Source organism: Granulimonas faecalis, assembly GCF_022834715.1.
Taxonomy (GTDB): Bacteria; Actinomycetota; Coriobacteriia; order Coriobacteriales; family Atopobiaceae; genus Granulimonas; species Granulimonas faecalis.
The window spans coordinates 2,040,569-2,054,611 of record NZ_BQKC01000001.1 but is presented as its reverse complement, the minus strand read 5'-3'; the positions used below and the strand labels follow the sequence as shown (position 1 = coordinate 2,054,611).

Sequence of the window (14,043 nt, the reverse complement as noted above, 5' to 3'; positions counted from 1 at the left end):
GCCGGGTGGGAGTGGAGAGAAAGGCGCAGGGGCGGGGAGGAAGGTACGGGGAGAATGTCGGGCGCGGGTGTCGAGGATGGGTGATGGGGACGGGATACCGCGTCGCGCCGCCGTGCCACGCGGGCGCATCTGGGCTATAATGCAAGCCCGATGCGGGCATCGCCAAGTGGTAAGGCATCAGCTTCCCAAGCTGACATCCGCGGGTTCGAGTCCCGTTGCCCGCTCCATCGCGCTTCCGGCCCCCGCCAAGGGGGCTTTTTTGTGTGTGTGGCAGACAGGAGGAGGCCATGCAGGAGAGGTTCGACCGGGGAATGGCGGAGGCGATCAGGGCGTTCGTCGTGCGCAACCGCAACTCCGACGGCACCTATTCCCTCGACCCCAAGATCGCGCCGGAGGCCCTGGTCTCCCTCATCCACGAGGCCGTCGGCGACGAGCTCTCGTTCTACCCTGAGGCCGACCAGCTTGTGTGGGATGTGGCACGGCACATGGGCTTCGTCATACCGGCATGCCCGGTGGAGTCGCGAGGCGACGCCAAGGCCTTCCTGGCGGAGTACGGGGTGAGGAACGCCGACCAGTGGTACCGGAGGTTCGGGTTCGACGACGGCGTGATGAAGAACTTCTATGCGACATCCGTCCTCATGGCGCGCAACACCCCCTTCTGGCGCAAGCTGGTCCCGGTGCCCAAGTTGGCCGCCACCAAGGCGTCGACGTTCGCCCCGTACCTCGTGGACGCGCTCGACTTCTGCCTTGGGTATGAGACGGGGGCGGACGACGACCGGCTGTTCCGTTGCTGAGCCGGACCCGCCCGCGTGCAAGGTCTTCTGCAAAACTCTGAAAGGAGTCGTCCGGTCATGAGCCGTGAGCTTACCGACGAGGAGTTCGACATTCAGATGGGGGCGCTCGCACCCCGTCTCAAGAAGTACGCGCACCTGCTGGTGCGCGAGGGCCTCGGCCTCACCGAGGGCCAGGAGCTCGTGGTGGAGGCGGCCGTCGAGGCCGTCTCCTTTGTGCGCGACGTCGTCGCGGCCGGTTACGCCGAGGGTGCCGGCCATGTCACCGTGGTGTGGAGCGACGAGGCCGTCACCCGCATGGAGTACGAGAACGTGCCCAAGGATTGGTTCGAGCGCGTGCCCGAGTGGCGCGTCAAGCAGATGAACGGGCTCGCCGAGCAGGGAGCCGCCTTCCTGTGGTTGGACGGCGACGACCCCGACGGCATGGCCGGCGTGGACCAGGCCAAGGTGGCGGCCCGCCGCAAGGCCTCCAACACCCAGTGCGACGTGTGGCGCCACGGACTGGACTTCGGCCTCAACGCCTGGTGCATCGGCGGCGTGTCCACCCGCGCCTGGGCCCAGAAGGTCTTCCCCGACCTCGGTCCCCACGCCGCGGTCGTCGAGCTGTGGGAGGCCATCCTCTCCGTGGCCCGCGTGACCGACGACCCCCAGAGCGCCTGGGAGACCCACAACGCCACGCTCGAGAAGAACAAGCGCTCGCTCAACCGCCGTCATTTCGACGCCCTCCACTACGTGAGCGAGAGCAACGGCACGGACCTCGTGATCGGCCTCTCGCCGCGTCACATCTGGGACGGCGGCGCCGCCGAGACCCAGGGCGGGGTGCGGTTCTTCCCCAACATCCCCACCGAGGAGGTCTTCACCACCCCCGACCGCAACCGCGCCGACGGCATCGTCCACTCGGCCCTGCCGCTCGTCCACAACGGCAGTGTGGTGCGCGATTTCTGGTTCCGCTTCGAGGGGGGTCGCGTGTCCGACTTCGGCGCCGCCGAGGGGGCGGACGTCCTTGAGCACATCCTCGCCACCGACGAGGGGGCGGCTCGCCTGGGGGAGTGCGCGCTCATCTCCAAGAACACGCCCATCCGCGAGAGCGGCCTGCTCTTCTACAACACCCTCTATGACGAGAACGCCTCATGCCACCTGGCGTTGGGCATGGGCTTCCCCGAGTGCTACGAGGGCGGTTACGACCTCTCGCCCACGGAGCTCGAGGCCTCCGGTGTCAACCAGAGCGCCCAGCACGTGGACTTCATGATCGGCACCGACGACCTCGACATCACGGGTGTCACCGCCAAGGGCGAAGAGGTCCCGGTGTTCATCCATGGCCAGTGGGCGTGGGAGTAGGGTAAGATTGCACATACCGTGCGCATCGCGTGCGTTCATGGGCCTTTAGCTCAGCTGGCAGAGCAGGAGACTTTTAATCTCAAGGTCGTGGGTTCGAACCCCACAGGGCCCACCAGAGGCACAGACGCCCCCACCCGCCGACAGCCGGCGGGTGGGGGCGTTCCTTTTATATATAGTCGTGGACAATCAACGGAATCATGAGAGATGGGGGTTCCCATGGCAGGGTTCGAGTATCGCCACCGCGACGTGCCGTTCCGCGACTTCTTGGCTACGAACGTGGGTGAGGGGTTGCTCCCCAGGGGGGTGCGTGACAACGACGGCGCCTGCGCCGCCCTGGACCGCTGCATGGAGATCGTGGCCGAGGAGGCGCGGGACGGCTGGCGCCTCGTGCAGGTGATCCCCATGTTGAGCGAGCGCGTGGCCTACATGCAGGGGAGCGACCGGACCTGGGGCTACCGCGTGGTCCTGGAGCGCCCGGTGGGGGAGGAGTGACCATGGCCGTCATCACCACGTTCGACGTCGTCGACTGCAACCGCGCCCTTGCCGAGGCCGGCTTCTCCGGCTCGGTCCACCTTCACGACGCCTGCGGGGCCCAGTCCCTCTCCTGGGACGAGTCCCTCGACTCCGGTCCTGAACCCGTGGGACCGTGGCTGGAGCTGTTCTTCGCGTCCCGCGGCGCGACGGTGCGCGCCCTAGGGGGCCGGCGCCTCGTGGCGGGGTGCTGACGGGGCCCGCCGTGGCCCCGGGAGGGGACCCATTGCGCCCCGTTATGGCAACCGGTGAACGTATCTATATAATTGTTAGTTGATGTTATGGCGTTACAGGTACGGTCCTGTGTCACAACCGTCTTCACAACGGCGTCGTACCGAGGTATTGATTCTTTAAGTCTATATTTACAACAGCATGTGGATACTGGCGTTACGCAATGCATATCCTGTTCAGGTACGTTGTGTTACGGCGTGGATCCGATCCGGTCTTGGGTCACTTCCGTCACGGTATGGTGTCGCACAAAGAGGGTGGATAACACGCCTTAACGGCAACAGGATACGGTGGGCCGGCGGTGATACAATGACCGTCACGTTCGTCGCACCCTAAAAGGAGCAAGCCCTGTGGCCACCCTCAAAGAACTCGCAACCCGCTGCAACGTCTCCAAGATGACGGTCATCCGCACCATCGACAGCCTGGGCCTGCGCGGCGAGCACGTGGTCAAGAAGGGCGAGCGCGGCATGCTCGACATCGACGACTACGCCGCCTCCCTCATCGCGGACACCCTGATGAAGCGCGCCGAGCCCCAGCCTGCCAAGGCCGAGGAGGCCCAACCGGCGGCCGCGGCGGATGCCGCGCCGCGGGAGAGCGAGACGGCCGAGGTCTACCGTTCGTGGATCGAGGACAGCCGCCGTGCCTACGAGGAGCGCATTGAGGGCCTTAAAGAGCAGCTCGTTGCCAAAGACGCCCAGATAGCCCAGCTCACGTCGCTGCTCGAGGCCCAGAACGCCTCCATCGAGAAGGAGAGGGACGAGGCCCGGGAGGCCTCCGCCGCCCTGCGCGACGCCCTGGTGCGGGCCAACTCTGCCACGGAGACCCTGGGCCGCATCAAGTCGGCCACGCTGCGCCAGAGGCTCTTCGGGTTCAGGGGGCTGCTGCCCTCGGGGGAGTGACCTAGTCGTCCACGGCCGAGAGGCCGACGCCGAAGAGGATCCCCAAGATCGTGGTGTAGACGATGCCGACGCCCGAGAGGCGGTAGTCGTTGAAGTCGACGCTCAGGGTCGTGTGGAGCTGGAGCACGTCGAGGATGTCTGAGACAAAGAGCGCCGCCATCACGGCCAGCGGCACCCAGAACAGGAGCTTGGGGAGCCACGAGGGGTAGCCGAAGGCGGCCAGGCCCCAGAGCCACGACACCACGAGCGAGGTGATGAGGAACGCCCCGAGCGGCACGCAGGTGGAGCGCGAGACGAAGGTCACCGCCGGGCCCATGGCCAGGATCCCCGCGTCGTTGGCCATCACGGCGAAGGCCAGCTGGAACGAGAGCGTCATCCACAGCAGGCAGGCGAGCGTCGTCTGGATGAGCCTCCTCCTCGGCGCCTGCAGGGCCGGGCCGTCCTTGGCCCGGGTGCTCACGGGCATGGCGAAGCCCATGGCGAGGCCGAGGAGCACGATGAGCCACGCGCCGCGCCGCACTATGTCGCCGGAGAAGGCGTCGAGCTGCCGGGCGGTCTCTGTGGCGGGCAGCGCGATGGTGCCCATGATAGGGAAGGCCGCGATGAAGCACAGGAACCCGAAGGACGCCGCAGCCATGGCATAGCGGAGGCGCCGGGGCACGCAGATGTCGCGCATGATGACCACCACCATGCCGGCGACGCAAGGGACGGCGTAGGCCACCACCATGCAGGCCAGGGAGCAGGCCGAGACCTCGCCCGCCGTCGCGGCAGGGTTCGCCAAGGCGCAGGTGAGCACGACGAGGCTCACCACGACGGCCGCGCACAGCGCGATGCCGGCGTTGAGTATGGGCCTGCGCCCTGGGCGCGCGATGGCGCCGTTCATGTCGTCGTGGCCCATGCCCCCCCCCTTCCCGAGGTCCGCACAAGAATACACCGCGTCCCGACGGCCCGTGAGTCCGCACGGCCGCGGTTCAGCCGGTAGAATCATCCCCAGTTAGCAGCCGGCCCCCGCCACCCGGAAAGGACTCCCCATGATCGACCGCTACACCCGCCCCGAGATGGGCCACATCTTCTCGCTCGAGAACAAGTACGCCATCTGGCAGGAGATCGAGGTGCTGGCGTGCGAGGCCCACGCCAAGCTGGGCGAGTCGGGCATCACCGAGGAGGAGGCCGCCTGGATCCGCGCCCATGCGGGCTTCGACGTGGACGAGGTGGACGCCATCGAGGCGGTCACCAACCACGACGTCATCGCCTTCCTCACCGACCTGGGCGAGCACATCGACGCCGAGGTCCCCGAGGGCGAGCCCAAACCCAGCCGCCACGTGCACTACGGCATGACCAGCTCCGACCTGGGCGACACCGCCCTCTGCCTTCAGCTGGTGCAGGCCACCGACATCATCGTCGACGACGTCCGGCGTCTCGGCGGCATCTGCCTGCGCCGTGCCTTCGAGGAGCGCGACACCCTCTGCGTGGGCCGCACCCACGGCATCCACGCCGAGCCCATGACCTTCGGCATGAAGTTCGGCAGCTGGGCGTGGGAGCTCCACCGGGACCTGCGGCGCCTCGAGGACGCCCGCGCCAACGTGGCCTGCGGCGCCATCAGCGGCGCGGTGGGCACCTACTCCTCCATCGACCCGGCCGTGGAGGCCTACGTCTGCGAGCACCTCGGCCTGAACGCCGACCCGCTGTCCACCCAGGTGATCAGCCGCGACCACCACGCCTACCTCGCCGGTGTCCTCGCCACGACGGCGGCCACCTGCGAGCGCATCGCCACCGAGATCCGTAACCTGCAGAAGACCGACACCCTCGAGGCCGAGGAGCCCTTCCGCGCCGGCCAGAAGGGCAGCTCGGCCATGCCCCACAAGCGCAACCCCATCACCGCCGAGAAGGTCTGCGGCCTGGCCCGCGTGGTCAAGGCCAACGCCCAGGTGGCCTTCGACAACGTGGCCCTCTGGCACGAGCGCGACATCTCGCACTCCTCGGCCGAGCGCGTGGCCATGGCCGACTCCTTCATCGCCCTCGACCACATGCTCCACTGCCTCATCCGCATCGTGGACGGCCTCGTGCTCTACCCGGCCCAGATGCTCGCCAACCTCAACAAGACCCGCGGCCTCATCTTCTCGTCCAAGGTGCTGCTCGCCCTGGTGGACGAGGGCCTGAGCCGCGAGGACGCCTACGCCGTGGTGCAGGAGAACGCCATGGCCACCTGGCGCGAGATCCAGGCGGGCGAGCCCGGCACCACCTTCCGCGAGAAGCTCGCCGCCGACCCACGGGTGTCCCTCTCCGGGGAGGCGCTCGACGCCATCTTCGACCCGCGTTCCTTCCTCACCCGTGTGGACGCGGTCTTCGACCGCCTGGGGGAGCTCTCCTTCGAGTAGGCCGTCCTGTCCGCCCTTTTTCGGTCCCCACGTTTCAGCATGGGGCTCAATGGGCACGAAGACCCCCATGGAACCCAGGAGAGAGGAAGCGGGCATGGCTGTTTCGAAGGAGATCTCGGAGTTCGTCGACGAGGTGTGGCCGAGCGTCAAGAAGGACATCGCGGCCCTGGTGGCGGTGGACTCCGTGGAGGACCTCGCCGCGGCGGCGCCCGGCGCGCCCTGGGGCCCCGGCCCCCGCGCGGCGATGGACGAGGCACTCGACCAGGCCCGGCGTCACGGGCTCGAGACCTGCGACATCGACGGGCGCATCGCCTATGCCGACCTCCCTGGCACCGGCGACGGCGTGCTGGCCACCATCGCCCACGTGGACGTGGTGCCCGCCGGCCCCGGCTGGGACTCCAACCCCTTCGAGCTGCGCGAGCGCGACGGCTACCTCGTGGGCCGCGGCGTCGTGGACGACAAGGGGCCCTTCGTGCTCACGCTCTGGGCGGCCGAGTACTTCCGTCGCGCCGGCAGGCCGCTGCCCCGCACGCTGCGCTGCATCGTGGGCGCCAACGAGGAGACCGGCATGAAGGACGTGGCGGCCTACCTCGAGCGCGAGGGCGAGCCGTGGTTCCTGTTCACCCCCGACGCCGAGTTCTGCGTGGGCTGCGGCGAGAAGGGCCACCTCACGGCCACGTTCCTCTCGGGCCCCGTGGCCGGCGCGCCCCTCGTCTCGGTGAGCGGCGGCACCGTGGCCAACGCCGTGCCCGGCACCGCCACGGCCGTGGTGGAGGCCCAGGCGGCGAGCCTGCCCGTGGCCGACGGCATCGAGGTCCGAGACCTCGGCGGCGGCCTGGCCGAGCTGTCGGCCACCGGCGTGGGCGGCCACGCGTCGCTGCCCGACGGCACGGTCAACGCCATCGCCGTGCTCATCGGCTACATCGCGGACAACGGCCTGTACGACGCACGCACCCAGGGCGGCTACGTGTCGTTCGTGCAGGGGCTGCTCGCCTCCACCGATGGCTCCTCCGTGGGCCTTGCCTCCGCCGACGACAAGTTCGGCCCCCTCACCATGGTGGGCGGCGTGGCCCGCACCGTGGACGGCCGCTTCACCCAGACCGTGGACATCCGCTTCCCGACGTCGACGACCTCCGAGCACCTGCACGCGGTCCTCTTCCGGTTCGCCGAGGAGCACGGCATGCGCATGAGCGCACCCCACGTCATGGAGCCTTCCTACATCGAGCCGGACTCCCCGCAGGTGATGGCGCTGATCGACGCCTACGAGGGGGTGACCGGCCGGGAGGGTGACGCCTTCACCATGGGCGGCGGCACCTACGCGCGGCACTTCGCAAACGCGGTATCCTTTGGCCCGGAGGGCGACGACCCCGCCATGCCCGAGTGGGCCGGCTCCATGCACGGCCCCAACGAGGCGGTGAGCGAGGCGGCCCTGCGCGAGGCCCTGGCCGTGTACATCCAGGCGATCGAGAACCTGATGGCGCTGTAGGGGCGCTCGCTGCCGGGAGGGGGTGACAGAGGTGCCTGGCCCATCTGTCACTCCCCCTATGCTCTATTTATGTCATCCGGCCCCCCTGACGGGGCGCCCCCGGAAAATGGGACAGAAGTGTCCGACCAAAGGGACAGGGGGGGTTGTGTCCCGTGATGATGGCGTGACAACCGTGCGCAGGGTCTGTGCATACAAGCTGAAAAAACCCGGGCCGTCGTATACTTCTCCCCTGACGAAAGGGTTCTAGCTTCATGACCACCCATGACTTTGCGCCGCGCGGGGTCTGCTCCCGCGCGATCCATATAGAGCTCGAGGACGACGGCCGCACCCTGCGCTCCGTGTCCTTCGAAGGTGGCTGCGACGGCAACCTCAAGGCCATCGGCACCCTGTGTGCCGGCCGCCCGGTCGACGAGATCGTGGCGCTCCTCGAGGGCAACACCTGCGGCCGCCGACCCACCTCCTGCGCCGACCAGCTCACCCGCGCCCTCCGGGCGGCCCAGGCGGAGGTGTAGCCCATGGCATCGACCCAGCGCCGGCCCACGCCGCGCCGGGCCGCCGGCCGGACCCGTCCGGCCCCGTCCGGCCGCACCAAGCCCAAGACCCCCAAGACCCCCAAGACCCGGGCCGCCGCCGCCCGCACGGCCGCCGGTTACGCCGTGCCGCGCCCCGAGGGCGCCGACCGGTCAGCCATCGACCGCCGCACCCTCATCAAGGGCGGCGCGGGCATCGGCGCCGTGGCGGTCCTCGGCTCGGCCCTGAGCTCCATCCAGGGCTGCTCGTCCAAGGGTCAGGGAGACGCCCAGGCCCCCGGCCCCGTGGTGGTCGACGAGGGCTCGGCCACGAGCGTCCTCGACTCCTACACCGCCGCCGACGCCGCCCCCGGCCTCGCCCAGACCGGCGCGTGGACGCTGCCCCTGGGCACCGTGCTCACGCCGTCGGAGGGGCAGTGGATCGCCTGCACGCTCACCGGCGAGAACGCCAACCCGCCCGTGAGCGCCGGCGCGTTCTCCCTGGCCTCCGGCACGGTCCAGGCCGTGGTGGAGCGGCCCCGCACCCAGGGCGCCACCTACGTGGTCTACGAGGCCCGCTGCTCCGACTCGGTCTACGCCTGGGTGGAGCTCGACACCGTCTCGGGCTCCTGGACCCTCTACGGCTCGGCCTTCTCGGGCGGCGCTCTCGCCGGTGAGCCCGTGGAGCTCTACTCGGCCGACACCGAGTGGGAGCCTCCCCTGGTGGCGTGCTCCGGCGACGCCGTCCTGTGGCTCGTCATGCCCGTGGCCTCCGGGTCGCAGTCCACCCAGGACTCCACCTGCCACATCTGGCGCGCCGGCCAGGCCGAGGGGTCTGTGGCGGTGACCTCCCACGGGCGCTTCGCCTGCGAGCCCACCGTCTCCGACGGCGTCGTCACCCTGGTGCCCCGCGTGCGCGAGGACGAGGGCGTCTATTACGGCATCACCGCCTACGACCTGGCGTCCGACCTCTCAAAGCAGGTGGACCAGCTCGTGTTGCCCCAGACCGTCAGGCCCTTCTCGGCCGTGCGCATGGGGGAGCGCTTCGTCTTCCAGATCGAGGCCAACTACCAGTCGGGCGGCCAACTGGGCAAGATGGGCACCTACGTGTCGCAGGGGGACGGCTCGTTCGTCTCCGTGGCCCGCGAGCCCCTGGCGGCGCCAGCCGGCAAGGGCGACATCGTGGTGGTGAAGGTGCGGGCCAGCTACGTGGTCGCCGACCTCGCCAACTCGACCTACGGCACCCTGGCCGCCGAGGACCGTGCCGTCGACTACGGCGAGTACCCGGCCCGCGTGGGAACGTGCGACACCTTCGTCACGTTCTGCACCGTCAAGGACCCCACCACCGGCTACCCCTCCGCGGTGTCGGTCCGGGCCTTCTCCGTGGCCTAGGCGGGGCGGTCCCTTTCACCCTTGTCATCCATGCCCCCTTTTGGATGGAAATTCCCTGGCTGGGGTAGACTGGTATTTGTTCAGTTATATGGAACGGCCCGCGACACCGGGCCGTTGCACCGGTTTTTTGCGAGCAAGGGGGCCCTCCATGGCTTCAGACGCCAAGCGCATTCTGTTGGTTGAGGACGAGAAGGTAATCCGCGACGCCGTGCAGGCGTACCTGGAGCGCGAGGGTTACTGGGTGCGCTCCGTGGGCGACGGCCAGTCGGCCGTGGAGGAGTTCGAGAAGCACACCTTCGACCTCATCATCCTCGACCTCATGCTCCCCAAGCTGTCCGGCGAGCGCGTTTGCCGCGCCATCCGCGACACCTCCGACGTGCCCATCATCATGCTCACCGCCAAGGGTGAGGTCGAGGACCGCATCATCGGCCTCGAGCTCGGCGCCGACGACTACCTCATCAAGCCTTTCTCGCCCCGCGAGCTCGTGGCCCGCGTCCGCGCCCTGCTGCGCCGCGCCCGCGTGGAAGCCGAGCCCCAGATCGAGGTCCTGGACTTCGGGGACCTGGTCATCGACATCTCCGGCCACAAGGTGATGGTGGAGGGCAAGGAGGTCGACCTCACGGCCTCCGAGTTCAAGCTCCTCACCACCCTCGCCCGCTACCCCGGCCGCGTGTACACCCGCATGGAGCTCGTGGAGAAGGTTCTCGGCTACGACTTCGAGGGCTACGAGCGCACCATCGACTCCCACGTGAAGAACCTTCGCGCCAAGCTGGGCGACGACCCCCGCAACCCCAAGTGGCTCTACACCGTCCACGGTGTGGGCTACCGCTTCGAGGCCCCGGAGAAGCCGGCGGAGGAGCAGAAGTAACCCATGGCCCGCGTCGACTCCCACAGCACCGCCCACGAAGGTCAGGGCGGCCAGGAGCACGCCGAGGGCCAGGGGGCCGCGTGGCAGACCGGTAGGGCGGACGTCGGGCGTGGGCCGAGCTTCTCGAGCCGGCTCATCCTCTCGTTCGCCCTCACGGCGGTCATGACGGCTGCTCTGCTCGTGGCGGTGCTCGGCGTGGTGTGGGAGGGGCAGTTCCAGAGCTACACCCGCGACAACATGGAGCGCATGGCCTCCAACACGGCCAGCATGCTGGCCCGCGCCTACAAGGCCGCCGACGGCTGGGGCGCCTCCACCAACCAGGTGGTGAGCGCCGCGAGCGCCCAGGCGTCCGACGTGGGCATCCAGGTCATCAACGCCAACGGCACGATCATCTACGACGACACATGGCCCGCCTCGGCCGTCGTCGGCGAGGACGGCGCGCCCTCCGTGTCGCTCGCGCCGGCCGCGCCGGAGTCTGCCGTCACGGCTCCCGTGGAGGTGGACGGCGGGCGCGTGGGCACCGTGCGCGTGTGGGCCTTCGGCTCGGACGCCCTGCTCACCAAGTCCGACGCCGCGTTCCGCAAGAACTCCTACGGGGCCATCGCGGCCGCGGCCTGTGCCGCCATGTTGCTCGCCTGCATCATGGGCGTGTTCATCTCGCACTCCCTCTCCAAACCCATCCGGCGCATCGCGCAGGCCGCCAAGGCCCTGCGCAACGGCGACCTCACGGCCCGCTGCCGCGTGGACGGCGAGGACGAGATCGGCCGGTTGGGGGAGACCTTCGACGACATGGCCACGAGCCTCGAGCGCGACCTCACGATGGAGCACCGCCTCACCTCCGACGTGGCCCACGAGCTGCGTACGCCCCTCATGGCCATGCTCGTGAACGTGGAGGCCATGCAGGACGGCGTGCTGCCGGCCGACGACGAGCACCTGGCCCTCGTGGCCAGCGAGGTGCGCCGCCTGTCGCGCCTCGTGGACGCCATGCTGCGGCTCTCGCGCATCGAGAACGGGACCACGGCCGTCAAGCTGGAGACCTGCGACATCGGCGCGCTGGTGGGTGCCATCGTGGAGAGCCAGGAGGGCCTGTTCCGCGACCAGGGGCTCGAGCTCACCTACATCGGCCGCGCCCCCTCAGACGAGCTGCGCTGTGCGGCTGACCCCGACATGATCAAGCAGGCCGTCATCAACCTCATGAGCAACGCCATGCGCTACACGCCCGAGGGCGGCCACGTGGTGGTGTCCGTGGGCCGCGAGGGCTCCGACATGGTCATCTCCGTGGCCGACACCGGCATAGGCATCGCAGAGGAGGACCTGCCCCGCGTCTTCTCGCGGTTCTGGCGCTCCGACGCCAGCCGTGAGCGCGTGAGCGGCGGCCTCGGCGTGGGCCTGTCCCTCGTGAAGGAGATCGTCTCCAAGCACAACGGCTTCGTGGAGGTGAAGTCGGAGCTCGGGCAGGGGACCGTGTTCATCATCCACATCCCAGCCGAGCAGCCCTCCCACCGCGTCCGCGGCCTCGGGTCTACGCATTAGGGTTCCTCTACAATGGAGGGTCAGTGCGTCCGAAGAGAGGGGCGCCGAGGCCCACAGACGGGGGAGAGGACCCATATGGAGACCATGGACAGGCGGCCGGACGGCTCGGGCAAGGTCCGCGACATCTACGACTGCGGCGACAACCTCCTCATGGTGGCGAGCGACCGCATCAGTGCCTACGACTTCGTGCTGCCCGACGAGATCCCGTCCAAGGGCGAGGTCCTCACCCGCATCTCGGCGTTCTGGTTCGACCGCTTCGCCGACCTCGTGCCCAACCACATGGTCTCCATGGACGTGGCGGACTTCCCCGAGGAGTTCTCCCGGTGGGCCGACTACCTGGACGGCCGCGCCATGCTCGTGAGGAAGGCCCAGCCGCTGCCCGTGGAGTGCATCGTGCGCGGCTACCTCACCGGCTCCGGCAAGAAGACCTACGACGAGGACGGCACCGTGTGCGGCATCGCGCTGCCCGACGGCCTCCGGGAGGCCTCAAAGCTGCCCGAGCCCATCTTCACCCCCTCCACCAAGGCCGATTTGGGCGACCACGACGAGAACATCTCGTTCGAGCGCTGCGCCCAGATCGTGGGGCCCGAGGTGGCGGACCGTCTGCGCAGCCTCTCCATAGCCTTGTACAAGGCGGCTTCCGAGTATGCCGCCGAGCGCGGTATCATCATCGCCGATACAAAATTCGAGTTCGGACTCATCGACGGCGAGATCGTCCTCATCGACGAGTGCCTCACCCCCGACTCCAGCCGCTTCTGGCCCGCCTCCACCTATGGGGAGGGCGAGGTCCAGCCCAGCTACGACAAGCAGTACGTGCGTGACTGGCTGCGGGCCAACTGGGACATGGAGGGGGAGCCGCCCCACCTTCCGGCCGACGTGGTCGAGGGCACGGCCGCGCGGTACCAGGAGGCGTACGAGATCGTCTGCGGGGAGCCGTTCGTTCCCGCAAAGGAGCAGCATGTCTCAGCGTAACCCCAACAACGACCGCTCCCAGAAGCAGCGCACCGAGGGCGTCTCGGGCATGACGCGCAAGGGCGCCTCCCGGGCCAAGCCGGTGTCGCAGGCGGGCTCCACGGTGCAGGTCGTGGAGCGCCGGTCCAAGACCCGCTCCAAGGCCAACCCTGCCACCCTCTCCAAGGAGGAGAAGAAGGAGCTCAAGCGCCGCGAGCGCGACGAGCGCGACCGCGTGACGGTGGTCAGCAACATCCTGCAGCGCCAGGACCCGGCCTACGCTGGCCTGCGCCGTCTGTGGTGGATCCTCCTGGGCGCCGGCCTCGCCTTCACGGCCGTCTCCTGGATCTGCATGTTCATCGTTCCCGGCGCCTCCAGCGACCCGGGCACCCCCATGGGTATGGCCGCCATGGTCTGCATCATACTGGCGTACGTGTGCATCATCGGCGGCTTCATCTTCGACTGGGTGAAGGTGCGCCCCATCCGCCGCAAGATCGAGGCTACCGTGGCCGGCATGACCGAGAAGCGCATGCAGCAGATCGTGGACGACGACTTCCGTCGCGAGGAGGAGGCCCGTCTGGCCCGCGAGCAGCGCAAGCGGGGCACCAAGTAGGCTAGAATAGCCTTTGCACAACGCGCCTGTAGCTCAGGGGATAGAGCACCGCTCTCCTAAAGCGGGTGTCGACGGTTCGAATCCGCCCAGGCGCACCACGATAACCGCAGGCCGGGACCGCCAACGGGCGTCCCGGCCTTTTTGCTGCCGCGACCCGGCGGCCGGCCCCCTCTCCCGACCGTCTCCCCTCGGCACCTGAACGCGTCCGAGGGCACCCCCATTCCCACCTGAACGCGGTTGAGGGCGGATTTGGCGCCCCTGAGTGCGTCTGAGGGCGGATTCCGGCTCGTTCGGCCGTCCGGAGTCGCCCTCAACCGCGTTCAGGTGCCGAGGGGCACGGGGGGGGCACGGGCGGCACGGGCGGCGGGCATGGGACCGGCGGGCGGCGGGCAGGGGACAGCGTCAGGGGCTCGCGTGGGACAAAAGTGTCCGGGTGGTGGGACAAAAGTGTCCGACCAATGGGACGGGGCATGAGAAAGGGGCCCACGCGTCGTCGGATGCGCGGGCCCCTCGGGTCTCTCGTCTC

14 protein-coding genes and 3 tRNA genes are annotated in these 14,043 nt (G+C 68.8%); 16 read left to right on the top strand and 1 reads right to left on the bottom strand.

Translation table 11 applies throughout. From position 1 onward, the window contains the following. Positions 1-152: 152 nt before the first annotated feature. The 7 genes from OR600_RS09120 to OR600_RS09090 all read left to right on the top strand — a co-directional run bounded on the left by OR600_RS09120 (position 153) and on the right by OR600_RS09090 (position 3,787). Positions 153-227, top strand: a tRNA-Gly gene (locus tag OR600_RS09120). 60 nt (positions 228-287) lie between these two features. After that, positions 288-794 carry a hypothetical protein gene (locus OR600_RS09115; protein WP_135977852.1) on the top strand — a complete coding sequence of 169 codons (507 nt, stop codon included), beginning with the start codon at positions 288-290 and terminating at the stop codon, positions 792-794. A 57-nt stretch (positions 795-851) separates the two neighbouring features. Next, the gene (locus OR600_RS09110) at positions 852-2,129 is read left to right on the top strand and encodes an aminopeptidase (RefSeq protein ID WP_135977851.1); all 1,278 of its coding nucleotides are present in this window, start codon (positions 852-854) and stop codon (positions 2,127-2,129) included. Between the two features lie 39 nt (positions 2,130-2,168). Then, positions 2,169-2,244, top strand: a tRNA-Lys gene (locus OR600_RS09105). 101 nt (positions 2,245-2,345) lie between these two features. Continuing rightward, positions 2,346-2,621 (top strand): DUF4177 domain-containing protein, encoded by a 276-nt coding sequence (locus tag OR600_RS09100; protein ID WP_168354013.1) that lies wholly within the window; start codon positions 2,346-2,348, stop codon positions 2,619-2,621. A 2-nt stretch (positions 2,622-2,623) separates the two neighbouring features. After that, a complete protein-coding gene (locus OR600_RS09095) occupies positions 2,624-2,854 on the top strand; it encodes an RDAC family protein (protein WP_135977849.1) in 231 nt (76 codons plus the stop codon). A 384-nt stretch (positions 2,855-3,238) separates the two neighbouring features. After that, positions 3,239-3,787 carry a Spy/CpxP family protein refolding chaperone gene (locus OR600_RS09090; RefSeq protein WP_135977848.1) on the top strand — a complete coding sequence of 183 codons (549 nt, stop codon included), beginning with the start codon at positions 3,239-3,241 and terminating at the stop codon, positions 3,785-3,787. Position 3,788: 1 nt separating this feature from the next. Here OR600_RS09090 and OR600_RS09085 read toward each other — a convergent pair whose 3' ends face one another. Next, positions 3,789-4,685, bottom strand: a complete 897-nt coding sequence (locus OR600_RS09085; RefSeq protein WP_135977847.1) for a hypothetical protein — start codon at positions 4,683-4,685, stop codon at positions 3,789-3,791. A gap of 133 nt (positions 4,686-4,818) precedes the next feature. Here OR600_RS09085 and purB point away from each other — a divergent pair, with 133 nt between their 5' ends. The 9 genes from purB to OR600_RS09040 all read left to right on the top strand — a co-directional run bounded on the left by purB (position 4,819) and on the right by OR600_RS09040 (position 13,615). Beyond that, entirely contained in the window at positions 4,819-6,165 is a 1,347-nt protein-coding gene (gene purB, locus OR600_RS09080) for an adenylosuccinate lyase (protein WP_135977846.1), read from the top strand. A 94-nt stretch (positions 6,166-6,259) separates the two neighbouring features. After that, the gene (locus tag OR600_RS09075; RefSeq protein ID WP_265591051.1) at positions 6,260-7,651 is read left to right on the top strand and encodes a Sapep family Mn(2+)-dependent dipeptidase; all 1,392 of its coding nucleotides are present in this window, start codon (positions 6,260-6,262) and stop codon (positions 7,649-7,651) included. A gap of 251 nt (positions 7,652-7,902) precedes the next feature. Continuing rightward, positions 7,903-8,163 carry a TIGR03905 family TSCPD domain-containing protein gene (locus OR600_RS09070; RefSeq protein WP_135977844.1) on the top strand — a complete coding sequence of 87 codons (261 nt, stop codon included), beginning with the start codon at positions 7,903-7,905 and terminating at the stop codon, positions 8,161-8,163. Between the two features lie 3 nt (positions 8,164-8,166). Continuing rightward, positions 8,167-9,552 (top strand): Tat pathway signal protein, encoded by a 1,386-nt coding sequence (locus tag OR600_RS09065; RefSeq protein ID WP_265591050.1) that lies wholly within the window; start codon positions 8,167-8,169, stop codon positions 9,550-9,552. A gap of 148 nt (positions 9,553-9,700) precedes the next feature. Beyond that, on the top strand, positions 9,701-10,420 hold the full coding sequence (locus OR600_RS09060) for a response regulator transcription factor (RefSeq protein WP_135977842.1): 720 nt from the start codon (positions 9,701-9,703) through the stop codon (positions 10,418-10,420). A 3-nt stretch (positions 10,421-10,423) separates the two neighbouring features. Next, the gene (locus tag OR600_RS09055; RefSeq protein ID WP_204406951.1) at positions 10,424-11,953 is read left to right on the top strand and encodes a HAMP domain-containing sensor histidine kinase; all 1,530 of its coding nucleotides are present in this window, start codon (positions 10,424-10,426) and stop codon (positions 11,951-11,953) included. A 75-nt stretch (positions 11,954-12,028) separates the two neighbouring features. Beyond that, positions 12,029-12,925, top strand: a complete 897-nt coding sequence (locus OR600_RS09050; RefSeq protein WP_204406950.1) for a phosphoribosylaminoimidazolesuccinocarboxamide synthase — start codon at positions 12,029-12,031, stop codon at positions 12,923-12,925. Next, positions 12,912-13,517 carry a hypothetical protein gene (locus tag OR600_RS09045; protein WP_135977839.1) on the top strand — a complete coding sequence of 202 codons (606 nt, stop codon included), beginning with the start codon at positions 12,912-12,914 and terminating at the stop codon, positions 13,515-13,517. Before OR600_RS09050 ends, OR600_RS09045 begins: the two co-directional genes overlap by 14 nt. Positions 13,518-13,539: 22 nt before the next feature. After that, positions 13,540-13,615: transfer RNA gene (locus OR600_RS09040), tRNA-Arg, on the top strand. The last annotated feature ends 428 nt before the right edge of the window (positions 13,616-14,043 follow it).